The following is a 23,211-nucleotide window of genomic DNA, read 5'->3' on the forward strand; positions in this document are numbered from 1 at the left end:
CACGTGATCAGGGTGCTGCTCGCCGACGACGAGGCGATGATCCGCGCCGGGGTGCGGGCGATCCTGCGCAGCGACCCGGAGATCGACGTGGTGGCCGAGGCCGCCGACGGCCGCGAGGCCGTGGACCTGGTGCTCTCCCACCGCCCCGACGTGGCGCTGCTGGACATCCGGATGCCCCGGATGGACGGCCTCGCCGCCACGGCGGAGATCCGCAGGGTCGCGCCCGGGACCGCCGTGGTCATCCTCACCACCTTCGGGGAGGACAGCTACATCTCCCAGGCGCTCGGCGGCGGCGCCAGCGGCTTCCTGCTCAAGGCGGGCGACCCGCGCGAGCTGATCGCCGGGGTGCACGCGGTCGCCGACGGAGGCGCCTACCTGTCCCCCCAGGTGGCGCGCCAGGTCATCGCCCGGTTCGGCGGGCCCCGGGCCGCCCGGGAAGCGGCGGCCGTCGCCCGGGTCGAGGAGCTCACCCAGCGCGAGCGCGAGGTGCTGGCCCTGGTGGGGGCGGGCCTGTCCAACGCCGACATCGCCGACCGGCTGTTCCTCGTGGAGGGCACCGTCAAGAGCTACGTCAGCGCCATCCTCAACCGGCTGGAGATGCGCAACAGGGTCCAGGCGGCCATCCTCGCCCACGAGGCCGGACTCGTGGACACCTCCGCCACCTGACCCGGTGCCGGGCGGACCGGCCGCGATGGGGGAGACTGGGGAGCATGGACGACGCGTGGCTGGAAGCCGCCTGGCGCGGCCTCGCCGGGGACGGACCCGAGGCGGTGGCGGTCGGCGCCGAACTCCTGGGCCGCTGGAACGAGCCGCACCGCCGCTACCACACGCCCGCCCACCTGGAGGCCGTGCTGCGCGCGGTCGACCTGCTGCTCCGCGAGGAGAGGGTGCGCGACGCCGACCTGGTGCGCTACGCGGTCTGGTTCCACGACGCCGTCTACGAGGGGGTCCCGGGCCGCGACGAGCGCGAGAGCGCGGGGCTCGCCGAGCGGCTGCTGCCCCTGACGGGGATGGGGACCGCGCGGGTCCGCGAGGTCGTGCGCCTGGTCGGGGCGACCGCGACGCACCGGCCGAGCAGGTGGGACGCCGACGGCGCGGTGCTCTGCGACGCCGACCTGTCGGTGCTGGCCGCCCCGGCCGACGAGTACCTGGCCTACGCCACGGCGGTGCGCGCCGAGTACCGGCACGTTCCCGACGGGGACTTCCGCGCGGGCCGGACCGCGGTGCTGCGGTCGCTGCTGGAGGCGCCGCACCTGTTCCACACCCCGGCCGGGCGGTCGCGCTGGGAGGCGCGGGCCCGGGTGAACGCGCTCGCCGAACTCGACCGGCTGAACGCCCCGCCCCCGGTGGAGCCGCCCCCGCCCTGAACCGGCCCTGTCAGGCCGTGCCGGTCAGCCGGGCGGCCTTGGGCCGCCGCAGCCCGGACGCGCGCAGGCGCGTGACCAGCTCGCGCCCGCTGACGTGCTCGGCACCCAGTTCCAGGGCCCGGGCGTGCAGGTGCTCGGGGATGTCGTAGTGGTCGCGTTCGAACGCCCGCGGGTCCACCCCGAGCGCACGGGCGAAGGCGTGCAGCTCCTCGTAGGAGCTGTCGCTGACCAGGTGCGCGAACAGCCAGCCGCGCGGCCCCGGCCAGACCGGGGTGTCGATGAGAACGCTCATCCGGAAACTGTAGGGCCTGTCCGGCCGGAACCGGTGCGGCCCGTCGCCGCCCCGCCCGCCCCGCTCCCTCCGATCCGCCTCAGGCGCCCAGCACTCCCGTCCACGGGCACGATCATGCCCGTCACCATCGAGGCCCGGTCGCCCAGAAGCCACGCGGCCCGGCCGCCTGGAACCCGCGTGGGTCGAGCCCTCGGGCGGTGTCCGGTCAGGGCCGCCCGGTCACCGGGGCGCTCACCGGGCGCCAGGGCACGGGGCTGGACATCACCATGGTGCTGGAGGGGCGGCCGTGCTCGGCGAGCCTGTCGATGACCTCCTCGAAGTGCTCCATGGAGCGGACCGCGATGAGCAGGACGCAGCAGTCGTCGCCGGTCACCCGGTGCACCTGGAGGATCTCCGGCATCTCCAGCGACGCCTCGTCGCGCAGCAGGCAGTGCGCGCCGAAGCACTCCATGCGCACCAGGGCGGTCACGGGCAGTCCGGCCGCGGCCGGGTCCACGTGCGCGTGGTAGCCGGTGATCACCCCGCGGTCGGTCAGGCGCCGTACGCGGTCGGCGACGGCGGGCGCGGACAGGTTCACCCGGCGGGACAGTTCGTTGAAGGACAGGCGCCCGTCCCGTTGGAGTTCGGCGAGGATGCGCTGGTCAACGCTGTCCAGCGGGGTTGCCAACCGTGAGGCCATGCTTTGCGTTCCCAAAGTCGAGAGTCACAATGACTTACGAATGCTAGGCCAATGTCCCCTTCGCGTGCCTGTCGGCCCTTCCTGTCCGGGGTGCGGGTGCCCGATGATGTCACCTCACGCGCCCGGCGGCCGTGCGCGGGGGCGGACCCCTCCGCCCGCGGCGCCGAGGACGCGCCGCCGTACACGCGATCGCGACAAGGGGTTTCGCATGCTCACCACGACCGCCCAGCAGTGTCCGTACGCCGGTGGCCCCGGCGGGGCCGAGGCGGCCCGGAGCGCCGGGGACGACAGCCCGACCCTGTCCTTCGACCGCGCGACCCCCTACGTCGACTACGCCGGTATCGACACCCTGCTGTCCCTGCAGAAGCCGCGCACGGCCGAGCCCGCCGAGCCCTCGTTCATCATCGCCACCCAGGTCATGGAGCTGCTGTTCGCCCTGGTTCGGGAGCGCTGGGAGGCCGCACGCGACGCGCTGGAGGCCGACGACGTACCCGAAGCCCTGGCCTGGCTGCGCCGCGCCCGCAACGCCCAGGACGTGCTCAACGACTCCTGGGGCCTGCTCGCCGACATGACGCCCACCGAGTTCAACCGCTTCCGCGACTCCTTCGGCGAGGCCTCGGGCTTCCAGTCCTACGGCTACCGCAAGCTGGAGTTCCTGCTCGGCAACAAGTCCGCCGCCATGATCCGCCCGCACAAGGCCATGGACGGCGTCGCCGACGACCTCACCGCCCTGCTGGAGCGGCCCGGGCTCTACGACGCGGCGCTGCGGCTGCTGCACCGCCGCGGCCTGCCCGTCCCCGAGGACCGCGTCGAGCGCGACTGGACCCTGCCCTACGAGGCCAGCCCCGCTGTGGAGGAGGCCTGGAAGGCCGTCTACGCCCACGACGTGCCCGGCAACGAGCTGTTCCTGCTGGCCGAGGCGCTGCTCGACGTCGCCGAGCGGGTCACCCGATGGCGCCAGCGCCACCTGGTCGCCGTCAAGCGCACCCTGGGCGGCAGACCCGGCAGCGGCGGCTCCAACGGCCTGAGGTGGCTGGCGCGCAACGCCGAGCAGGACGTCTTCCCCGAGCTGTGGTCCCTCCGCAGTACCGTCTGACCCGTTCCCACCCGCCGCCACGAGGAAGCAGGACCCCGATGACCCCCGCCACCCGCGCGGACTGCGCCGCGCTCGACGCGGCCGACCCTCTCGCCCCCTTCCGGGAGGAGTTCGTCCTCCCCGAGGGAGTGGTCTACCTGGACGGCAACTCGCTGGGCGCGCTGCCGCGCTCCACCCCCGGCCGGGTCGCCGACATGATCGAACGCGAGTGGGGGCGCGACCTCATCCGCAGCTGGAACGACGCCGGGTGGTGGGACAAGCCGCGCACCCTGGGCGCCAAGATCGCGCCGCTGGTCGGCGCGGCGGCCGACGAGGTGGTCGTCGGCGACGGGACCTCGGCCAACCTGTTCAAGACCCTGGTCACGGCGCTGCGCATGTCCGACCGCTCGGTGGTGCTGGGCGAGGCGGGCAACTTCCCCACCGACCTGTACGTCGCCGAGGGGGCGGCCTCGCTGACGGGGGCGACGCAGAGGCGCGTGGACCCTGACGGCCCCGAGCTGGCCCGGGACCTGGAGCGGGGCGACGTCGCGGTCCTGCTGCTCAGCCACGTGGACTACCGCAGCGGCACCCTGCGCGACATGCCCGGCATCACCCGCCTGGCCCACGAGCACGGCGCCCTGGTGGTCTGGGACCTGTGCCACAGCGCGGGCGCAGTCCCCGTCGACCTGTCCGGCAGTGGTGCCGACTTCGCGGTGGGGTGCACCTACAAGTACCTCAACGCGGGTCCGGGCGCCCCCGCGTTCCTGTACGCCGCCCGCCGCCACCACGCCGTGGCCGACCAGCCCCTGAGCGGCTGGCACGGGCACGCACGCCCCTTCGACTTCACCGCGGGCTACGAGCCGGCCGAGGGGGTGTCGCGCTTCCTGAGCGGTTCGCAGCCGCTGGTGGCCGACGCCGCCCTGGAGGCGAGCCTGGACGTGTGGGCGCGGGCGGACATGGGCCTGGTGCGCGCCAAGAGCCTGGCCATGACCGACCTGTTCCTGGAGCGCGCGGCCCGGGCGGGGATCTCCTCGATCACCCCGGCCGAGCACGCGCGGCGCGGCAGCCAGGTGGCCCTGGTACAGCCGGAGGAGGGCTCCGGGTACCCGATCGTGCAGGCGCTCATCGCGCGCGGTGTGATCGGGGACTTCCGCGCCCCCGACGTCATGCGGTTCGGGTTCACCCCGCTCTACCTGCGCTACGTGGACGTGTGGGACGCCGCGCAGGCCCTGCTGGAGGTCGTGGAGACGGGGGAGTGGCGCCAGGAGCGCTTCTCCCGCCGAGGCCAGGTGACCTGAGGCCCGGAGGTCCGGTCCCGGGGCCGGACCTCCGCCCCGTCGCGGCGGCCGGGCCCGTAGGCCGGGCGACCTTCCGGGGCTCCTTCGCCCGTGCCTGGAGCCGACCGGAGCAGCGCTGACCGTTCCCGAATGTGTGGTTTGCGTGGACTTGACCACGTTCGTTGGCGTCCGGCGTCCGCCGCGGCTCCCCGTACGGCCCCGTGCCCGTGCCGCCCGCGAGCGCCCGCGGGCGGGTGGAACCGAAACTATGACGAGGGCCACGGAAAGGCCCGTCCGCTGCTCCGGGACGGTCCGTAAATCCCCTGCCGCCAGGGCTTTTCGCGTTTTCGGTCCCTTGCGCACCCCGTTTCGTAACGTATTGCGAGAGACACGCAAAGTTATTTTACCTCTGCGGATTGCGTGCTTTGCCTAAACGTGGGTTAGTGTCCTCGTGATCGGTTCGTTATTGCTGTTTGACGAACCGATGCCGAGCCCTTGACCGGCCGAGAGCCGCAAGGGAGTCGAGACCTCTTTCCCCGGGAACAGGGCCGCGCGAATCCACGCGTCTGCGCCAGCGGAGAAGCCGAATCCCATCGGTACATCCCGTTCCCGCCCGCCACTCGCCGCCAGCGACGCGGGAGAACCCTGCCTTGACCACGCCCTCGCGGGGGCGCACCGAGCGTGCCCGCATGCCGGGCGAGTCATGCCCGCGGTCTTCTCGGCCCTGTCGTCAACCTGGCTTCCTACTTATGAGCAACGACACTCCCATTCAGCACGGCGAAGTTACCGCGACCTACTTCTGGGACGACGGTTCCGGCATCAACGGGGACACAGGAGCCCCCGCGAGCGGGGAACCCATGCAGAAGGGGCTTTTCTCCAGCCCCAGCTGGCCGCTCGGCACCGAGGGCTATGTCGTACACGAGGGCAAGAAAGCCGAGTTCTTCATCGGCGACCGGGGCCCGGGCGCCCCCTCCGAGGGTTGTGACGTCCTCCTCGACATGGACGGCAAGACCTTCGCCGAGATCACGGGCGAGACCTGGAACGACAGCGACTACACCGTCAGCGGCGGCAACGGCCACCTCGAGGTGGAGTACTACATCACCAAGTGGGGCGACGGCGCGGGCACCGAGGGCGCACCGCACCCCTTCCAGCAGCCCGGCAACAAGTGCGAGGACGCGGTCTCCCCGATCCCCGAGGACGCTCTTCCCGAGGAGGAGGCAGAGGAGCCCGCCGAGGAGAGCGCGCAGAAGGCCGAGGAGAGCGAGGAGCCCGCCCCGAAGAAGGCCGAGGGCGAGCCCGAGCAGAGCGCCAAGGAGGAGCAGCCCGAGGAGGGCGCCGCCGGGGACGGGGGCGAGGACGGTGACGGCGGCGTGACCGCCGAGACCGCGGCCAACGACCTCTCCGGCTTCCAGCTCATGGGCTCCGACGGCGTCATCAGCGGCACCGGGCTGCTGGCCCTGGCCCTGATCCCGGCCGTGCTGCTCGCCGTGTTCTTCGCCTGGACCCGCCGTCCGGCCGGCGCCCACGCCGGAGCCGAGGACGACGGCGGAAGCCTGACGGACGCGAGCAACGGCCGCCACAGCCTGGGCACGCGGCTGAACTCCGTGATCGACAGGCTGCGCGGCGGGCGCTGACCCGCACCGGGACGGCCCGTCGGCCGGGACACGTGTTCCGGCGCATCGCGGGGGCCGCGGCCGACCGGCCGCGGCCCCCGTTCGCGTCCGCGGCGCCGCGCGGGCCCGCCCGGTGCGCGGGGTCCGCGCGCTCCGTCCCGTGCCGTGGCCCCGGTCCGGAGTCCGTGTCCGCCGTCCCGGCGGCGCCGTTGCCGCCCGCGGGTCCGGAGCCCTCCCGCGTCCGCGGCACGGAGGTCCGCACCGGCGGGTTCGCCGTTCATGCCTCCCGCGGCCCGCGGGCCGCGGCCGGACGCCGGTCCACGGGGCGCCCCGGCTCCGTCGGGGGGAGTGGAGGAGCCGGGGCGGATCGCTCATCGGTGCGCTTCATGTCTTGAATATGAGGTGAATCACCCCATATTGTCGAGAAGTCCATCCGGATACTGGACGAACTGCCCAGTAGTGCGGTGCGGCGGCCCGGATGTTCTCCGTCGATGATCGTGTGAGCGGTATGAGGTAAGTATGGCCGTGCAGCTGGACGACACCGACCGTCGCATCATCTCCCTGCTCCGCGGCGACGGGCGCATGTCCATCCGCGCGGTCGCCGAGCAGGCGCACATCTCCCGCGCCAATGCCTACTCGCGCCTCGAACGCCTGCGCTCGGAGGGCGTCATCCGCGGCTTCACCGCCGTCATCGACCCCGAGAAGTACGGCACCGCCCTGTCGGCCTACGTGTCCGTGCGCATCGAGCAGCACTCCTGGGAGCGCTTCCGCGGCTACCTGCGCGACATCCCCGAGGTCGACCACGCCGCACTCGTCTCCGGGGACGTGGACCTGCTCCTGCTGGTCCGCGTCGCCGACGCCGCGGCCCTGCGCACCTTCGTGCTCGAACGCCTCCAGCGCATCCCCGAGGTCAAGAGCACGCAGACCATGTTCATCCTCGACGAGCCCCCGCTCTAGACGGGGGCGGGGCGGGGAAGGGGCCACCGTCCCGGGAAGTGGCCCTTGGGGCGGCGCGGGGAGGCTCCTAGTCTGGGCCCATGCCTGAGTACCGCGTGGTCGACGCCTTCACCGACCGGCCCCTGGCCGGGAACCCCGCCGCCGTCCTTGTCCTGGACGAGGCCTACTCCGACGACTGGGCCCAGGGTGTGGCCGCCGAGTTCAACCTGTCCGAGACCGCCTTCGCCCGGCCCGTGCACGAGTCCGGCGCCGACTACGAGCTGCGCTGGTTCACACCCACCGTCGAGGTCGACCTGTGCGGGCACGCCACCCTGGCCACCGCGCACACCCTGTCCGAACTCGGGGTCCCCGGCCCCTACCGCTTCACCACCCGCAGCGGTGTCCTCACCGTCACCGAGCGGGACGGGCGGATGTGGATGGACTTCCCCGCCGCGTGGCCCAAGCGCGTCGAGGAGCCCGAGGGACTGGCCGAGGCCCTGGGCTCGCGCCCCCTGTGGACCGGCCTGGGCCTCGGCGGCCAGGACCTGATGGTCGAGCTCGCCGACGAGGACGCCGTGCGCGGGCTGTCGCCCGACATCGCCGCGCTGGGGCGGATGCCGTACCACCTGGTCATCGTCACCGCCCGGGCCGACGAGGGCCCCGACTTCGTCTCCCGCGTCTTCGGCCCCAACGTCGGCGTGCCCGAGGACCCGGTCACCGGCAGGGCGCACACCGTGCTCACCCCGTTCTGGGCCGACCGCCTGGGCCGCAGTGAGCTGAGCGCCCACCAGGCCTCCGCGCGCGGGGGCGACCTGCTGGTGGAGGAGCGCAACGGGCGCGTACTGATCGGCGGCGAGGCGGTCACCGTGGCCACCGGCACGCTGCTCCTCTAGGTTCCGGCCGGGGGCCCGATGCGGGCGCGGGGACGGAGGAATCCGGGTTTCCCCCTCACGGAGGCCCGAGTTCCGGTAGAACTGGTCCGAGGCACCTCCCCACCCCTCCCGGGGAGGTGCCCGCCGCGGCCCCTCCGGCACACCCCCTTGGTATCGGGGGGGCGCGGCGCACCCCCCGGAAGACCGGCCCCGCCGCCCCAGCGGGGCCGGTCCTCTCCGGCGGACGGCCACCGTCGCCGACGGAGCCGTCCCACCGGCGCTCCCCGCGTCCACTCCCGGACCGGGCGCCCGCGCCGGGGTGCCGCCCGGGCGGGCGGGACCGCGGGGTTCAGGGCGCGCTGAACCCCCAGGTCCTCGCCCGGGCGTGCGGCGTCGGAGCACCTGGTGCGCTCGTCCACGGGCCCCACAGCGGATCCGCGGAACACCCCCCGGGGACGGGTCCCCCCGCCCCGGCGGGACCGCTTCCTCACCCCGCCCGGGACAGCAGGAGCGAGGAGTTCTGCCCGCCGAAGGCGAAGGAGTTCGACAGGGCCAGTCCCTCGGGCATCGGCTGCGGATCCCCCAGGAGCAGGTTGAGGTCGATGTCGGGATCCACGTCGTCCTTGCTCACGTTCAGGGTGGGGACGGCCACGCCCCTGGCGAGGCTGAGCAGGCACACGATCGCCTCCAGCGCGCCCGCCGCTCCGAGCGGATGGCCGTAGTACGACTTGGTCGACGACACCAGCGGCCGGTGCGGGAACAGGGACGCGATCGCCGACGCCTCCGTCCGGTCGTTGAGCTGCGTCGACGTGCCGTGCGCGTTGACGTATCCGACCTCGGACACCCCGTGGTCGGACCTCGGCGAGAACAGCCCCGCCATCGCACGGGTGACCCCGTCCAGGTCGGGGGCGAGCAGCGAGCCCGCGTCCGAGGTGCCGTGGTAGCCCACCACCTCGCCGAGGACGGGCGCGCCCCGCCGCCGCGCGTGCTCCCACGACTCCAGGACGAGGACCCCCGCGCCCTCCGCCATCACGAACCCCGAGCGGTTGCCGGAGAAGGGCACCGACGCGCTGTCGGGATCGGACGAGGAGGTCATGGCGCCCAGCTTCCTGAACGGTTCGAGGACCTGGTCGATGACACAGGCCTCGGCGCCTCCGGCGACGGCCACTTCCAGGTCGCCCGCGCGCACCCTCCGGAACGCCTCGCCGATCGCCACGCTGCCCGAGGCGCACGCGGAGGCGTAGCTGAGCGCCTCGCCCCGCAGTCCGAACTCGATGGAGATGTTCGCCGCGATCATGTTCATGAGCCCCTTGGGCACGATCAGGGGGGAGATCTCCCGTACCCCGTGGAGGGCCCCGTCACCGAACTCGGAGGCGAGGGTCTGCACGCCGCCGATCGAGCTGCCCATGAACAGGCCCGCCCCGTGGAGCACCTCGGGCAGATCGAGCAGGCCCGCGCCGGTCAGGGCCTCCTTCGAGGCGCGCAGCGCCAGGCGGGTGACCCGGTCGGTGTGGCGGCGGACGCGGGTGGGGAACCCCTCCTCCCAACCGTCGGGCACCCGGGCGACGAGGGTCACACCCTCGATGTCCGGTTCGGTGAAGTTCGTCCTGCCGTTGAGCAGCGATCCCCAGAACTCCTCCGTGTCAGCGCCGATCGGGCTCACCACGCCGGTACCGGTCACCACGACGCGTCGTTTCGTTTCGGACACCATCAACTCCTTCTCAGGCGGGATCGCGACCTGATGAGGACGACCGCGAAGAGCACGAGCACGGTCGAGCAGGTCAGGGCGAACGGCAGATAGGACGTGCTCGCGGGGACGAAGGTGACGAAGGTGGACATGATCCGGTCGAAGAACGCCCGGACCACGGCCGAGGCGGTGAACGCGGTCAGAGCGACGAGCGACACGACCAGGGGGACCGTGTAGCCGAACACCGCCCGGTTGAGGACGCCGGGCGAGTAGCCGTTCATCCGCATGATCCTGACGAACTCGCCCTGGGTGGCGAAGGTGAAGCGGTAGATGGACAGGAGCATGATGGCCAGGAGGGCCACCGCGATACCGATGAGCAGCGACACCTGGATGTTGATGATCTCGACGATGCTCTCCCCGGAGGAGGCGATGCTCTCCCGCGAGACCGAGGGGACCGCGTCGTGCAGGTCGGGATGGCGCGACCCGGTGAACACGACCGGGACGGACGGGGCCCGCGTTCCGGAGTCCTCGATCCGCTGGTCCTCGGGTACGTACACCAGCGCGGAGGTCGCGTTGTCGGTGACGGCGCCGACCTCCAGCGTGTACTCGGCCTCGCCCTCGATGTCGGTGAACCGGAGCTCGCTGCCCTCGCCCACCCCGTACTTGTCGGCGAACGCCTCGGTGACGGTGGGTCCGTCCACCTCACCGAAGAAGCGCGAGTCCGACGGTACGGAGAACACCATCTGCGCGACGTGCTCGTCGTCGTACAGGGTGGTGAGCCGGGCGGGCTCGTCCTCGTCCCTTTCCAGGCCCGCTTCGGCCACGGCGTCCGACAGCACGTACATGTACTCGTAGTCGGTGTCCGTTTCGAGCATCGCCACGTACTCGTCCACCGAGATCTTCAGCATGAACGAGAAGTTCACGAAGAGGCTGACGATCAGTACGAGCGCGACCAGGGACAGCGGCTCCCGGGGGTTGCGCAGGGCCTTGACCAGCCGTAGCCGCAGCCCGAAGTCGGGGATGAACCGCAGCCCCGAGGTGGACACACGGGGCTCCCGGCGTACCCTGCGGCGCTGGCGGGGCCTTCGGTGGACCATCCGGTAGCAGGCGTAGTCCACGAGGAGCAGCACGGCGAGGGTGACCAGGGAGACGGCGACCAGCACCGGGACGTCGACCGAGAGCGGCGGATAGTTGTAGAGCCTGCCGTTGATCGACATGATCGGTGTCGCCGCTACCGCCGTCAGGGCCGTGCACACGGCCCAGGCCGCGACGAGTGTGAGCACCGTCTCGACCCGGTAGTGCCCGCGCAGGCGGGAGGCGAGCCCGAGCCGCTCGAAGGTGGCGATGTCGCGCTGTTCCCTCCTGCGCGTCTCGAAGTGGTACACGGACACCAGGGCGACGATGATGGCCGTGAAGATGACGAAGATGAGCGCGGCCAGGTCGCGCGGGGCGGCGGAGTCCCCGATGACCTGCTGGATCCGGGAGTTGTTGTCCGAGTCGCGTATGAGCGAGGGAGCGTACTCGTCGATGACGGACGCGACGTCGGTGCGCTCGTCGAAGGAGAACTGCCGGGTCGCCTCGTCGAGGAACTCCGCGTCGAAGGTGTCGCCGGTGACGAACGCCATGCCGAAATCGTCCGCGTTCGGCTGGAGGACCAGTTCGCTGCTCTTGGTGGTCATGTAGTCGGGTGCGGTCGCGAAGCCGACCACTTCGAGGTCGAGGGACCCGACGGTGACGCGGTCGCCGACCTCCAGCCCGTGGGCGTTGGCGTACTGCTCGTCGAGCAGCACGTCGTCGTCGGCCTCCAGGTCCCGTCCGGCGACCACCGCGTGCAGGTTGATCGACTCCCGGGGAGGGAACAGCCGCAGCGTGGAGTCGTCCGGTCCCGGCACGTCGGCGCTGAGCACCGACTCCACTCCGTCGGCCACCTCGCCCCGTACCTGCTCCCCCTCCCCGTCGTCGGCGAGGAAGTACCCCTCCTCCTGGTTGTTCTCCTGGGCGAAGCGTTCGAGGTCGCCGAGCACGCTCGTGGACGCCACGAAGAAGGAGTTGCTCAGGGTGAACCCGATGACCGTGATGAGGAAGAGCGTCACGAGTTCGGGCCAGTTGCGTTTCGCTCGTCGACGCACACGCTTGCGCAGCGTGTCGCGGAGGGCGGGGCTCACCATGCGACCGACGAGGCGTCCACGGGGGCCAGGCCCCGGTCGTCGGAGACGACGCGGCCGTCGTGCAGGCGCACGACCTGGTGGGAGATCCCCGTGACCAGCTCGTTGTGCGTGATCATCACGATGGTGACACCGAACCGCAGGGTCAGGTCCTGGAGCACCGAGAAGACCTCGCGGGTCGACACCGTGTCGAGCGCGCCCGTGGGCTCGTCGCAGAACAGGATCGCGCACTCCTTGTTGAGCGCCCTCAGGATCGCGCACTTCTGCCGCTGGCCGCCGGAGCACTCACCGGGGAAGCTGTCCACCACGCCGCGCAGGTTCCAGCCGTCGATGAGCTCGTCCACCTTCGGGATGAGCGGCCGGTCGAGCACGATGTTCTCGTGGAGCGTCAGGTCCCCGACCAGGTTGTACTCCTGGAAGACGAACGCGATCTCGTCGCGGCGGAAGCGGTCGACCTCCCGGCGTGACAGGGAGTGGACGTCGCGGTCGGCGACGGTGACGGTGCCGGAGTCGATCCCCTCCAGACCGGACAGGCAGTTGAGGAGTGTGGACTTCCCGGACCCGGACGGGCCGAGGATGGTGCAGAGCGTCGCCTCCTCGATTTTCAGGGACACCCCCTTGAGCACGGTGGTGCCGTGCTCCCCGCCGACGGGGAACGACTTGACCAGGTTCTCCGCCGCGATCACGAGGCGCCCTCCGCCCGCCGCACGAGCAGGAAGTACGAGTAGTACATGCTGTCCGCCGGAACGATCTCCTCCACGGCCAGGCCGGCCTCCGAGAGCTGGTCCTGGAGCGTGCTCCAGTAGGCCACCGACCGGAAGTCCGACAGCACGCGGTTGAGGAGAGCCTCGGCCTTGACCAGGGAGTTGCCCACACCGGACAGGTAGAGCTGGATGCCCGGCACCGGGGAGGTCGAGCGCACGAGGACCTCCTGGACGTCCTCGAAGTCGGGGAAGTACTGGCCGATGACGTAGGTGCCCGTCGGCGACAGGACCTCACGGACCCTGCGGAAGAACGGGACGCGCTCCTCCTCGGGCATGTAGAAGATCATGAAGCTGCTCAGGACCATGTCGAAGCGGTCGGTGGTGTCGTGGTCGGTGAACCGGACCGATTCCACGCGTGTGTTCGGATGGCCGGACAGCCGCTCGCGTGTGGCGTCGGCGACCTTCACCTGGGGTTCCAGACCGACCATCCGTGCGGTGGGCAGGGTGGAGAGCACCGAGCTCATGTGCAGGCCGTCACCGCAGCCGATGTCCAAGACGGACGCGGGGGAGAGGCGGCGGCAGAGCCGTTCGAACGAGCGCTTCGTGTAGAGCTCGTAGGCCAGGGCCCCGAGGTCGGAGTAGAACTTCTCGGAGAAGGAGGGCGCGACCTGGGCGTCGAACCCCATGCCCTCCAGTTCGAGGATGTACCGGCTGAGGACGATCAGGTAGCGCACGTCCGGTCGGTGGAGCGGCCCGGTCTCCCCGTCCGCCTCGGCCTTGCGGATGAGCCCTCGGACGAACACGTAGTCCTTCTCGGCCTCGGCGCGCGGGCGCGTGGCCGAGTCGCCGCCGAAGCCGGGGAACCCGGTGGTGTAGGCGGGTTCGGGGACGACGGCGCCGTCCACCCGTGCGGCGACGCCCAGCTCCAGGGCGAGCCGGAGGAAGTCGTCGAGGATCCGGGGGTCGGTGTCCGGGCGCGCGGACAGGTCGCCGTCGGGGAACTCCCGGTCCATGAGGGTGAGCACGATGTGCCGGAGGAACCCCTGGAGCTTGGACAGGAGGAGGAGCTGGAGCAGGGGGCCGCCGCGCAGGCCCAGCCCGTTCGCCGCCGCCAGCGCCGCGCGGACGACGGGCGTCTGCCGGGAGCGGAGCGCCAGGTCGTGCCGCCTGAGGGCGATCTCGCTGTGCCTCATCGGGTGGCCTCCAGCTCGTTCAGCGCCTTGAAGGTCACCTCGAGGTCCTCCTCGGTGTGCAGGCGGGACAGGAAGAAGCGGAGCCTGGCCTCGTCCTCCCGGACCGCCGGGTGCAGGATGGGCGCCACGTTGATGCCGCTGACGTGCAGCTGTTCGGAGAACCTCAGGGCGAGGGCGGAGTCGCCGGTGATGAGCGGGACCACGGGCGTGCCCCCGCTCTTGCCCGTGTCCAGGCCCATGTCCCTCAGGGTGTCGAGGAAGCGCTGGGAGATCCCGTGCAGCTCGTCGATCCAGTGGGGGTTCTCCTGGCACAGGCGGATCGACTCCAGGGCCGCCGCGGTGTTGGCGGGGGTCATGCCCACGCTGAAGACGAAGCCGGGGAGGTTGTAGCGCAGGTACTCGACGAACCCTCGGCTTCCGGCGATGTAGCCCCCGCAGCTGTTGAAGGCCTTGCTGAGGGTGCCCATGTGGATGTCGACGCGGCGCGGGTCGACACCGAAGTGGCTGGCCACGCCGCGGCCCGCGCGCCCCACGGTGCCGATCGAGTGGGCTTCGTCGATCATGAGGAAGGCGTCGTGGTGCTCCTTGATCCGCAGCAGCTCCGGCAGGGGGCACAGGTCGCCGTCCATGCTGTAGACGCCCTCGACGACGATGACGACGTTGCGGAACCTGGGGCGCAGCCGTGCCAGCTCCTGCTCCAGGTTCTCCATGTCGTTGTGCTTGAAGGGCTTGCGTTTGGCGTCGGAGAGCAGCGCGCCCTGGATGAGGCTGTTGTGGGCCAGGGAGTCGTGGAGGATCAGGTCGTCCTCACCGAACAGGTTCCCGAGGATGTTGACGTTGGTGCTGTGTCCGCCGACCTGCACGAGCGCGTCGTCCACGCCGATGAAGTCGGCGATCGTGCGCTCCAGTTCCCCGTGGAGGCCGATCTCGCCGCCGATGAGCCTGCTCGCCGAGACCGAGGTCCCGTGCTCCGCGACGGCGTCGTCGACGGCCTTGCGGATACGGGGGTGGCCGTTGGTGCCGAGGTAGTTGTAGCTGGAGTAGTTCACGAACGTGCGGGCGCCGACACTGATCGTGTTCGCGGCGATCCCGCGGTAGGCGGCGAAGTAGGGCAGGTCCTCCTGTCCGCGGAGGAAGTCCCCGAACTGGACGATCTTCTCCATCCGTGCGATGCCCTCGGGAGCCGCGGGGGCGTCCGCCGGGGTGTCCTCGACCAGCGCGTGCAGACGGAGTTCGAGGTCGGCGTAGGTGATGTCGTCCTGGAAGTCCTCCCACGGGTCGATCGAGCGGATCTGGGGGTAGTTCTTGGCGAGGCTGGAGACGAGGTCCATGATCATGATCGAGTCGAACCCGAGGTCGTCGATCATGAGTTTTCCAGGGTCGATTTCGTGGGTTTCGTACGAGGCTATTTCGGCGACGGTCTTGAGTAGATCGGTACTCATGTTACTCGTGTGGCTCATGGGGGCTCCAAGTCGTTCTTCACGGCTTCTGAGACACGTGTTCGTGAATGTGTTCCGCTGCTGACGCCGCCCCGTCGACTCCGGAGAGGAGTTCGCGGAGGGTGCGTGCGCGGGAACGGGTGCGGGGGTCCGTGAGGACCTTCTCCACGGCATTGCGGAAAGAGGCTCCGGAAACGTCCTTGGGGGAGACGGCGACGGCGTTTCCGAAGCGGACGCAGTCCGCCACGTTCCACCGCTGCTCCATCTGCAGGCCGATTCCGACGAAGGGTTTTCCGGTCGTGACCGCGGTCTGCACGGTCCCCTCGCCCCCGTGGATCACGGAGGCGTCGATGAGGTCGCCGAGCAGGTGTGCGGGGAGGAGGTCGCGCACGTGGATGTTGTCCGCGACCTGGGGGAGGTCGCTCTCCTCCAGGTAGGAGGCGACGGGGGCGATGACGGTGACGGGCATCCGGGAGAGCTCGGTGAGGACCCGGAGCACCACTTCCCGGTTCCCGGAACTGCCCATGGCGAAGTAGACCACCGGGCGCTTCGCCCGCGCCGAGGCCTCGGCGACGCGGACCACGTCCGGAGGGATCTCCCGGTCGATCCGGGCGAAGACCGGGCCGACCAGGCGGTAGTTCGCGGGCATCCGGTAGGGGCGCAGGTAGCAGGAGAGGGAGGCGATCAGGTTGAGGTCGGCGTCGAGCGCCTGGATGGTGCGACCGGGCAGCCTGACCCCGTGCTCGCGCGCGACTGCCCGGAAGGCCGCGGGCTTGTAGGTGGTCACCCGGGCGGCCTCCCGCAGGAGCGCGGCGGCGCCGGTGTTGACCGCCCGGGGGAGCGGGCCGTCCCCTTCGGCGAGCGGCAGCGACCGCGTCTGGAGGATGTGGGGCCAGCTGTAGGCGAAGGGCTTGACGTAGACGAGCGGCACGCCGGCGGCACGGGCGGAGACGAACTGGCTGAGCGTCGTGCCGATCACGACCGCCGCCGGGCGGAGCGTGCCGATGAGGGCGAGTTCACTGGCGACGCGGGTGCGGAGCATCGCGGCGGTGAAGGGGTGCCGGACCGCCTTCCCCTGGTCGACGCGGATCAGCTGGTCCGCGTCCTCGTCGGTCAGCGCGGGGGCCAGGCGGTGAAACGTGAACCCGGCCTCTTCAATGAGGCCGGAGTATCTTTCGGAATACCCGGAAAAGACGCATTCATATGTTTCACGGAGGTGTTTCGCCACCTCGATGGACCGGGTTGTCTCCGCGAGATTGAATGTCTCGGGGGCGAACAATATAACGCGCACCAGTAAACGCACCTAAGCAAAATTTATGGGACGTCCACGAAAGTAGCATTGGCGAATATAAGCGTCAAATGTGACGCGTATCACACTAAAAGTCTCATGTTTTGGAGGGCCAGGTGGGGAAGGCGTGGGGCAGGGGCGTTGCGTCGGGCCGGTGCGTGTTCCCTGGTGAAGGTTTTCCGTCCTCGGGGCGGAGGAATCGGTGGATTCACGTTCTGCTGTCACTTCTTGCAGTATTTCGACCACGAAGAGAAATGTTGGATTCGCGTTTCTCGCTTTTCCGCGGTCATGTTGCGCGCTTGTTACCGCGGGGCGGCTTCACTGTGCCACTGCCGGGGCGCGGGGGTGTTCGCACCGGTGCGCCGCCGGGCGGCGGGTGGGAGCGCGGCGTTCGGGGCGCGCCGATTCCCCGGTTCCCGTCCCACCGGTCGGCCACCGGGGCTCCCGTCGCGCGTCCCACGGGGGGCGAGGCGCCCGGTCGGGTCCGCCCGGGCCCCGGGCCAGCGGATCGGACGGGTCCGCCCTCGGAGGGTCCGGAGGAGGGCGGGGCGCGTGGTGTCCGCGCCGGACGGACCGGTGGGGACGGCCAGGGCTCCGAACAGGGCGGACGCGGTTGTCCACAGGCTTTCTGCGGCGAATCCGCCCAACGCCTAACCTGGCCGGAGCAGAGGAAACGACGTCTGGGGGACAGCGATGACGGGACGGTACGGAGGAGGCCAGGGGCGCCGGTACGGGGGCCGCGGGGGCCGCGGCGGCGGGCGCGGGCCCGAACCCGAGCCGATCCGCGGAGTCCGCGACGAGGCCCGGCTCTCCGAGGAGCTCCTGCGCATGGACGGCGCCTCCTACGGCCGCTACAAGTCACTCAGGGGCGACTGGGACTTCGGCGACTTCACCCTGACCGTGCAGCGGGTCCAGGCCGACCCCTTCGCACCGCCCTCGCGGGTGCGCGTGCTCATCCCGGACGCCGGCGTCCCCAAGAGCGCCTGGGGCGACCCGGTGCGCCGCCGCGCCACCGCCGACTACCTGGGGCGGCGCGCCCGCCGGCTCCTGCGCGGATCGCTGCTCAGGATCGACACCGGCGGCCAGGAGGTGATCGAACGCTCCTCCTGCCAGCTCACCGACGGCGGTATCGACCTGCGCATCGGCATCGACCTGCCCGGCCACGGCCGCCGCATCGACGGACGCACCGCCGAGCGGGAGCTGTGCCGCACCCTGCCCCGCCTGGTGGACGACCTGGACTGGGAGGAGGTCGACGCCGAGGAGGCCGCGGCCTTCGCCGACACCGTCGCCGACACGGTCGCCCTTCGCTCCCAGCTGGAGGAGAGGGGCCTGGTGGCCTTCGTCGCGGACGGCGCCGTGCTGCCCCGGCGCAGCGGTGTCAGCGACGAACCCATGACAGGCGGCGCCGTGCCCTTCGCCTCCCCCGAGGGCCTGCGGGTCAGCGTCGACCTGCCGCACCGGGGCACGGTGAGCGGCATGGGCGTGCCCGAGGGCATCACCCTCATCGTCGGCGGCGGCTTCCACGGCAAGTCCACCCTGCTGCACGCCCTGGAGCGCGGCGTCTACGACCACGTTCCCGGCGACGGCCGCGAACTGGTGGTGACCAGGGGCGACGCCGTCAAGATCCGCGCGGAGGAGGGCCGCAGGGTCGAACGCGTGGACGTGAGCCCCTTCGTGCGCAACCTGCCCACCGGCGCCGACACGAGCGACTTCCGCACCGAGAACGCCTCCGGGTCCACCTCGCAGGCGGCCAACATCTGCGAGGCGGTCGAGGCGGGGGCGCGCACCCTGCTGGTGGACGAGGACTCCACCGCCACCAACCTGATGATCCGCGACGAGCGCATGCAGGCCCTCGTGCACGGTGACCGGGAGCCCCTCGTCCCCTTCATCGACCTCGTCCGGCCCCTGCGTCGCGAGCACGGGGTGTCCACGGTCCTGGTCATGGGCGGCAGCGGCGACTACTTCGACGTCGCCGACCACGTCGTCATGCTCGACGCCTACCACCCGCACGACGTCACCGAACGGGCCCGCGAACTCGCCCGCGAGCGCGTGGACGCGGACTTCGCCCTGCCGCGCCCCCGCGTGGTCGATCCCGCCTCCGTGGACGACGGCACCTCGCGGGGCCGGGGCCGGATCAAGCGCCGCGACATGGACGTGCTGGTGTTCGGCGACCACGACGTCGATGTGCGCGCGGTGGAGCAGTTCGTCGACCCCGGGCAGATCACCGGTGCCGGGCTGGCCCTGCGCGAGCTGGTCGCCGGACGCCACCTGGACGGCGGCCGCACCCTCGCCGAGGCGCTCGACTCCCTGGAGGAGGCCCTGGACAGAAGGGGCGTCACCCTGCTGGGCTCCGACTTCGGCGGCGACTACGCCCTGCCGCGCCGCTTCGAGGTAGCCGCCGTCCTCAACCGGCTGCGCTCGCTGCTGGTGGCCGACCTGCACTGAGCCGAGGTGGCGGGGCCGGGGTGTGGCGGTCCTCTCATGCCCCGGTTGCAGGAAGCTCCCTCCACCGGTCGGGGTTGGTAGGGGTGTGGGCGAGCGTCCTCGCACGGCTCCACCGGCCGGGGTTCCCTTTCCGCGCCGACCGGTGGCGGTGGTGTCGTGGGGCGTGAGCGCCCTCGCGCGGCTCAGTCGGTGGGCTGGTGGGTCGGTATTCTGGAGAAGCAGGGCACAGCCTCCCAGGCGGTGCGAATCGGGCCTCCCCGGCCGTACCCCGGCGCCCGACCGCCGCGCGAGCGCGGCCCTGTGATCCCGACCAGTTTTGGAGACGAGAACCCGGTGCGTGATTCCGCAGATCTGTACGAACTCCACCCAGGCTTCGAGGATGTCGCCGGCCTGGCGATGCTGGTCTGTCTGGACGGCTTCGTGGACGCCGGACACGCCGGGCGCCAGCTGATCACGTCGCTGTTCGAACGGTTCACCGCGGAGGAGGTCGCGACCTTCGACGCCGACCGCCTCGTGGACTACCGCTCGCGCCGTCCGACGATGACCTTCGTCGAGAACACCTGGACCGCCTACGACGCGCCCAAGATCGCCCTGTACCGGCTGCACGACGACGAGGGCGCCCCCTTCCTGGTCCTGCACGGCCCGGAGCCGGACCGCGAGTGGGAGGCCTTCGCCGCCGCCGTGGGCCGCCTCGTCGACCACTTCTCCGTCACGCTGTCCGTCAGCGTCCACGGCATCCCCATGGCGGTCCCGCACACCCGGCCGGTCACGGTCACCCCGCACTCCACCCGCCCCGAGCTGGTCGAGGGGCACACCCCGTGGATCGGCCGCGTCGAGGTGCCCGGCAGCGCCACCTCACTGCTGGAGTACCGGCTCGGCGAGCGGGGCCACGACTTCGTGGGCTACGCCGTCCACGTGCCCAGCTACCTGGCCCAGGCCCAGTACCCGCGCGCGGCCATCGCCGCCGCCGAGTACGTGGCCGGGGCCACCGGCCTGGCCCTGGCCACCACGGAGATGGAGGAGGTCGCCGCGGCGACCGACGTCGACATCGCCGAACAGGTCATGGCCTCCGAGGAGATCCAGCGCGTCGTGGCCAACCTGGAGCGCCAGTACGACGACATCATGTCCTCCCGGACCGACCCCGAGGAGCGTCCCACGCTCCCGCTGGCCGACGACGACGCCCAGCTGCCCACCGCCGACGAGCTCGGCGCCGAACTCGAACGCTTCCTCGCCGAGCGCGAGGGCGAGGGAAACGGATGACCGTGTTCTACCAGATGCTCTTCCGCTCGGTCCTGCGCCACATGGACGCGGAGAAGGTCCACAGGCTCAGCTTCGCCGCGCTGCGCGGCGTGACCTCCCTGCCCGCCGTGGCCTCCGCCATGAAAGGCGTGCTCGGGCCGCGCGAGCCGGAGCTGACCGTGCACGCCCTCGGGCAGGAGTTCCCCGGCCCGCTGGGGCTCGCGGCCGGTTTCGACAAGAACGCGGAGAGCCCCTCCGGGCTGGCGGCGCTCGGCTTCGGCTTCGTGGAGGTGGGCACCGTCACCGCCCAGCCCCAGCCGGGCAACCCGCGGCCGCGCCTGTCCCGGCTGGTGGCCGACCGCGCGATCGTCAACCGCATGGGCTTCAACAACGAGGGGTCGGCCCTGGTCGCAGAACGCCTCCACCACCGGCGCGGCGGCCGCCGTCCCGTGCTCGGCGTCAACATCGGCAAGACCAAGGTCACGCCCGAGGAGGAGGCCCCCGCCGACTACGCCCTCAGCGCCCGGCGCCTGGCCCGCTACGCCGACTACCTGGTGGTCAACGTCAGCTCGCCCAACACCCCCGGGCTGCGCAACCTCCAGGGCGTGGAGCGGCTGCGCCCGCTCCTGGCCGCCGTGCGCGAGGCCATGGCCGAGGCCGGTCGCCCGGACCTGCCCCTCCTGGTGAAGATCGCCCCCGACCTCGCCGACGAGGACGTCGACGCCGTCGCCGACCTCGCGCTGGCCGAGGGACTCGACGGCATCATCGCCACCAACACCACCATCTCCCGTGAGGGCCTGACCACCCCCGCGGCGCAGGTGGAGGCGGCCGGTGCGGGCGGCCTGTCCGGCGCCCCCCTCAAGCGGCGCTCCCTGGAGGTGCTGCGCCGCCTGCGCGCCCGTGTGGGCGACCGGGTGACCCTGATCGCCGTCGGCGGCATCGAGACGCCCCTGGACGCTTGGTTCCGCATCCGGGCGGGGGCCAGCCTCGTGCAGGGCTACACCGGCCTCATCTACGGCGGTCCGCTCTGGCCCCGCCGCATCAACCGCGGCCTCGCCCGGCTGGTGCGGGCCTCCGGCCACCGTTCCATCAACGAGGTCGTCGGAGCCGACGTCCCCTCCCCGGCCGCCCCGGCGGCCGACACCGGGCAGGGGACGGACCCCGCCGCGGCCACAGCCAAGGGCTGAGCCCGCCGCCGGAGCCCGGGTCCGCGGACCCGCCACCGACGAACGGACCCGCGGTTCCGCCTCCCGGGGCCGCGACCGCCACCCAGGGGCGCGACGCGGCCGCACGGACGCGGCGGCCGGTGGGACCCTTCCCACCGGCCGCCGACACGCGTGCCCCGTCGCCCGCGGACCTCAGGAACCGGCGGGCGCGGACAACCCCTCGGGCGGGTAGCTCTTCCCGGCCTCCGGGCCGTCGTAGACCTGGCTGACGGTCGCGAACTCGTACCCGTCGGCCCGCAGCCGCTCGATGATCTCCGGGACCGCGGCCAGGGTCGGCTCCAGGGTGTCGTGCAGCAGTACCACGCCCCCGGGGCGGGCGCCGTCCACCACGCTCTCCACGACCTCGTCGCGGCTCATGCCGGTCCAGTCCTTGCTGTCCTGGCTCCACAGGATCTCGGCCATGCCCTGACGGCCGATCTCCCCCAGCACCTCCGGTGAACTGTCGCCGAACGGCGGCCGGAACAGCTCCACGGTGTGGCCCGTCTGGCGGCGCACCATCGCGCTCACCGCGGCCACCTGGTGGACCAGTTCCTCCCCCTCGAAGGCATCGGGCATGCGTTCGTGCAGGTGGTTGTGGCTGCCGATCTCGTGCCCCTCGGCGTAGGCGCGCCGGATCACGCTGGGCCGGGTCAGCGCCGGGTTGCCGTTGAGGAAGAAGGTGGCCGCGACCTCCTCCTCCGCCAGCAGGTCCAGCAGCCGCGGAGTCGTCGCCACCGGTCCGTCGTCGAAGGTCAGCGCGATGCACTTGGCCCCGGCGCAGTCCAGGTCGGGGTCTCCCGCCGAGACCGCCCCCGGCACCGGCGGGTCGGCCGGGGGCTCGGCGTCGGGGGCCTCCACGGCCAGCACGGGTTCCTCCGCCATGGCGGCCTCCCGCGCCCGCTCGCCCAGGCCGGACAGCAGGGGCGCGGCCTCCTCGGCGGGCACCACCGCGACCATCCGCCCCGGCTCCGAGGACGGGGGGTGGCCCTCCACGATCGGGGACAGGTGCCCGTCGTCGAACTCCACCACCAGGTCCCCGTCGCCGTTGAACCCCATCGAGTCGTAGGTGCGCATCACCGGTTGCAGCCCCCGCGCGTCCACCGCCTCCTCGTCGGCGAACGAGGCGCGGACGATCCCGTTGAGCTCCCGGAGCGCCGCGTCGTCGGCCAGCAGCTCCGTGGAGTAGGCGGTGTGGCCGGTGGACGCGTCGTACCAGTACGTCCCGTACCCCTGGCGCAGGCCGTGGAAGTCCTCCTCGGTGCGCACCAGGCGCACGCCCAGCACCCCGTCCCCGGCGGCGACCACCTCCCAGTCGACGCCCAGACTCACCGGATCCCGGCTGGCGCCCCGGTAGTCCCGCACCTCCTGGTCCACCCGGGCGGCCAGTTCCTCGGCGAAGGCGTCGGCACCCGAGAACACCGGGTAGGCGACGTCGATCGTGAGCCCCTCGGGCTTGTACGGGTGGTCCTCGAAGTCGGAGGCGTCCCCGCGCCACTCGGTGACCCCGTCCCCCGGCTCCGCCGCCACCACCGTGATCAGTTCCGGGTCCTCACCGCCCCCGGAGGCGATCCCCTCGGTGCCGCACGCGGCCAGGGGCAGGACCAGTGCGACCAGCGCCGCCCCGGGCCACCGGGCTCTGCGTTCCCACGGCCGGTTCCCCCCGGCCCCGGGGCAGGGGGCGGCCTCGTTCGGGTGGACTCGAGTCGACGACAACACCGGACTCCCTCATCCCTCA

General features: G+C 71.7%; 19 protein-coding genes. 10 read left to right on the forward strand and 9 right to left on the reverse strand.

Features of this window, described 5'->3' with window-relative positions; genetic code table 11:
* Nucleotides 1-3 precede the first annotated feature (3 nt).
* Both UIS43_RS25675 and UIS43_RS25680 read left to right on the forward strand, forming a co-directional pair.
* Nucleotides 4-666 (forward strand): response regulator transcription factor, encoded by a 663-nt coding sequence (locus UIS43_RS25675; RefSeq protein ID WP_013151833.1) that lies wholly within the window; start codon nucleotides 4-6, stop codon nucleotides 664-666.
* A 44-nt stretch (nucleotides 667-710) separates the two neighbouring features.
* Nucleotides 711-1,367: a metal-dependent phosphohydrolase gene (locus UIS43_RS25680; protein WP_370011953.1), complete on the forward strand. Its 657-nt coding sequence runs from the start codon at nucleotides 711-713 to the stop codon at nucleotides 1,365-1,367.
* Between the two features lie 10 nt (nucleotides 1,368-1,377).
* Here the strand turns inward: UIS43_RS25680 and UIS43_RS25685 are convergent, their stop codons facing one another.
* Together UIS43_RS25685 and UIS43_RS25690 are read right to left on the reverse strand one after the other, a co-directional pair.
* Nucleotides 1,378-1,659, reverse strand: a complete 282-nt coding sequence (locus tag UIS43_RS25685; protein WP_013151835.1) for a DUF4031 domain-containing protein — start codon at nucleotides 1,657-1,659, stop codon at nucleotides 1,378-1,380.
* Nucleotides 1,660-1,864: 205 nt separating this feature from the next.
* Entirely contained in the window at nucleotides 1,865-2,338 is a 474-nt protein-coding gene (locus UIS43_RS25690; RefSeq protein WP_013151836.1) for an Lrp/AsnC family transcriptional regulator, read from the reverse strand.
* A 208-nt stretch (nucleotides 2,339-2,546) separates the two neighbouring features.
* Between UIS43_RS25690 and UIS43_RS25695 the strand changes: the two genes are divergently transcribed.
* The 5 genes from UIS43_RS25695 (at nucleotide 2,547) to UIS43_RS25715 (ending at nucleotide 8,132) form a co-directional block, all read left to right on the forward strand.
* Nucleotides 2,547-3,434, forward strand: a complete 888-nt coding sequence (locus UIS43_RS25695) for a tryptophan 2,3-dioxygenase (protein ID WP_013151837.1) — start codon at nucleotides 2,547-2,549, stop codon at nucleotides 3,432-3,434.
* 38 nt (nucleotides 3,435-3,472) lie between these two features.
* Nucleotides 3,473-4,711 (forward strand): kynureninase, encoded by a 1,239-nt coding sequence (gene kynU / locus UIS43_RS25700; RefSeq protein WP_370011954.1) that lies wholly within the window; start codon nucleotides 3,473-3,475, stop codon nucleotides 4,709-4,711.
* Between the two features lie 728 nt (nucleotides 4,712-5,439).
* Nucleotides 5,440-6,324 carry a hypothetical protein gene (locus UIS43_RS25705; RefSeq protein ID WP_013151839.1) on the forward strand — a complete coding sequence of 295 codons (885 nt, stop codon included), beginning with the start codon at nucleotides 5,440-5,442 and terminating at the stop codon, nucleotides 6,322-6,324.
* Nucleotides 6,325-6,822: 498 nt separating this feature from the next.
* A complete protein-coding gene (locus tag UIS43_RS25710) occupies nucleotides 6,823-7,260 on the forward strand; it encodes an Lrp/AsnC family transcriptional regulator (RefSeq protein WP_013151840.1) in 438 nt (145 codons plus the stop codon).
* Nucleotides 7,261-7,340: 80 nt separating this feature from the next.
* Nucleotides 7,341-8,132: a PhzF family phenazine biosynthesis protein gene (locus tag UIS43_RS25715; protein WP_013151841.1), complete on the forward strand. Its 792-nt coding sequence runs from the start codon at nucleotides 7,341-7,343 to the stop codon at nucleotides 8,130-8,132.
* A gap of 466 nt (nucleotides 8,133-8,598) precedes the next feature.
* Here the strand turns inward: UIS43_RS25715 and UIS43_RS25720 are convergent, their stop codons facing one another.
* The 6 genes from UIS43_RS25720 to UIS43_RS25745 form a co-directional block, all read right to left on the reverse strand.
* Nucleotides 8,599-9,822, reverse strand: coding sequence for a beta-ketoacyl synthase (locus UIS43_RS25720; protein WP_013151842.1), 1,224 nt, complete (start codon nucleotides 9,820-9,822; stop codon nucleotides 8,599-8,601).
* Nucleotides 9,822-11,927 (reverse strand): ABC transporter permease, encoded by a 2,106-nt coding sequence (locus UIS43_RS25725; protein WP_232051637.1) that lies wholly within the window; start codon nucleotides 11,925-11,927, stop codon nucleotides 9,822-9,824. Before UIS43_RS25725 ends, UIS43_RS25720 begins: the two co-directional genes overlap by 1 nt.
* Before the next feature lie 32 nt (nucleotides 11,928-11,959).
* Nucleotides 11,960-12,649 carry an ABC transporter ATP-binding protein gene (locus UIS43_RS25730; RefSeq protein ID WP_013151844.1) on the reverse strand — a complete coding sequence of 230 codons (690 nt, stop codon included), beginning with the start codon at nucleotides 12,647-12,649 and terminating at the stop codon, nucleotides 11,960-11,962.
* Nucleotides 12,646-13,860, reverse strand: coding sequence for a cyclopropane-fatty-acyl-phospholipid synthase family protein (locus UIS43_RS25735; RefSeq protein ID WP_013151845.1), 1,215 nt, complete (start codon nucleotides 13,858-13,860; stop codon nucleotides 12,646-12,648). Before UIS43_RS25735 ends, UIS43_RS25730 begins: the two co-directional genes overlap by 4 nt.
* The gene (locus UIS43_RS25740) at nucleotides 13,857-15,227 is read right to left on the reverse strand and encodes an aminotransferase class I/II-fold pyridoxal phosphate-dependent enzyme (RefSeq protein WP_117199296.1); all 1,371 of its coding nucleotides are present in this window, start codon (nucleotides 15,225-15,227) and stop codon (nucleotides 13,857-13,859) included. Before UIS43_RS25740 ends, UIS43_RS25735 begins: the two co-directional genes overlap by 4 nt.
* Before the next feature lie 112 nt (nucleotides 15,228-15,339).
* Complete coding sequence (locus UIS43_RS25745; protein WP_370011958.1) at nucleotides 15,340-16,527, reverse strand: glycosyltransferase; 1,188 nt, start codon at nucleotides 16,525-16,527, stop codon at nucleotides 15,340-15,342.
* Nucleotides 16,528-17,280: 753 nt separating this feature from the next.
* Here UIS43_RS25745 and UIS43_RS25750 point away from each other — a divergent pair.
* The 3 genes from UIS43_RS25750 (at nucleotide 17,281) to UIS43_RS25760 (ending at nucleotide 21,458) form a co-directional block, all read left to right on the forward strand.
* Complete coding sequence (locus tag UIS43_RS25750) at nucleotides 17,281-19,032, forward strand: ATPase (protein ID WP_013151848.1); 1,752 nt, start codon at nucleotides 17,281-17,283, stop codon at nucleotides 19,030-19,032.
* A 333-nt stretch (nucleotides 19,033-19,365) separates the two neighbouring features.
* Nucleotides 19,366-20,292 (forward strand): proteasome assembly chaperone family protein, encoded by a 927-nt coding sequence (locus UIS43_RS25755; RefSeq protein ID WP_041552322.1) that lies wholly within the window; start codon nucleotides 19,366-19,368, stop codon nucleotides 20,290-20,292.
* Complete coding sequence (locus UIS43_RS25760; RefSeq protein WP_071621597.1) at nucleotides 20,289-21,458, forward strand: quinone-dependent dihydroorotate dehydrogenase; 1,170 nt, start codon at nucleotides 20,289-20,291, stop codon at nucleotides 21,456-21,458. The genes UIS43_RS25755 and UIS43_RS25760 overlap by 4 nt, the downstream gene beginning before the upstream one ends.
* Before the next feature lie 171 nt (nucleotides 21,459-21,629).
* On the opposite strand, the gene UIS43_RS25765 is transcribed toward UIS43_RS25760, so the two are convergent.
* A complete protein-coding gene (locus UIS43_RS25765) occupies nucleotides 21,630-23,189 on the reverse strand; it encodes a polysaccharide deacetylase family protein (protein ID WP_358455216.1) in 1,560 nt (519 codons plus the stop codon).
* Between the last annotated feature and the right edge of the window lie 22 nt (nucleotides 23,190-23,211).

The sequence above is a fragment of the Nocardiopsis sp. LDBS0036 genome, from assembly GCF_041228755.1.
Lineage (GTDB): Bacteria > Actinomycetota > Actinomycetes > Streptosporangiales > Streptosporangiaceae > Nocardiopsis > Nocardiopsis dassonvillei.

What these genes read in the sequence shown, in the direction of transcription:
- UIS43_RS25680 (WP_370011953.1), top strand. Translation starts at nt 711, where the DNA reads ATGGACGACGCGTGGCTGGAAGCCGCCTGGCGCGGCCTCGCCGGGGAC.
- UIS43_RS25685 (WP_013151835.1), bottom strand. Translation starts at nt 1,659, where the DNA reads ATGAGCGTTCTCATCGACACCCCGGTCTGGCCGGGGCCGCGCGGCTGG.
- UIS43_RS25690 (WP_013151836.1), bottom strand. Translation starts at nt 2,338, where the DNA reads ATGGCCTCACGGTTGGCAACCCCGCTGGACAGCGTTGACCAGCGCATC.
- UIS43_RS25695 (WP_013151837.1), top strand. Translation starts at nt 2,547, where the DNA reads ATGCTCACCACGACCGCCCAGCAGTGTCCGTACGCCGGTGGCCCCGGC.
- kynU (WP_370011954.1), top strand. Translation starts at nt 3,473, where the DNA reads ATGACCCCCGCCACCCGCGCGGACTGCGCCGCGCTCGACGCGGCCGAC.
- UIS43_RS25705 (WP_013151839.1), top strand. Translation starts at nt 5,440, where the DNA reads ATGAGCAACGACACTCCCATTCAGCACGGCGAAGTTACCGCGACCTAC.
- UIS43_RS25710 (WP_013151840.1), top strand. Translation starts at nt 6,823, where the DNA reads ATGGCCGTGCAGCTGGACGACACCGACCGTCGCATCATCTCCCTGCTC.
- UIS43_RS25715 (WP_013151841.1), top strand. Translation starts at nt 7,341, where the DNA reads ATGCCTGAGTACCGCGTGGTCGACGCCTTCACCGACCGGCCCCTGGCC.
- UIS43_RS25720 (WP_013151842.1), bottom strand. Translation starts at nt 9,822, where the DNA reads ATGGTGTCCGAAACGAAACGACGCGTCGTGGTGACCGGTACCGGCGTG.
- UIS43_RS25735 (WP_013151845.1), bottom strand. Translation starts at nt 13,860, where the DNA reads ATGAGGCACAGCGAGATCGCCCTCAGGCGGCACGACCTGGCGCTCCGC.
- UIS43_RS25740 (WP_117199296.1), bottom strand. Translation starts at nt 15,227, where the DNA reads ATGATCGACGACCTCGGGTTCGACTCGATCATGATCATGGACCTCGTC.
- UIS43_RS25750 (WP_013151848.1), top strand. Translation starts at nt 17,281, where the DNA reads ATGACGGGACGGTACGGAGGAGGCCAGGGGCGCCGGTACGGGGGCCGC.
- UIS43_RS25760 (WP_071621597.1), top strand. Translation starts at nt 20,289, where the DNA reads ATGACCGTGTTCTACCAGATGCTCTTCCGCTCGGTCCTGCGCCACATG.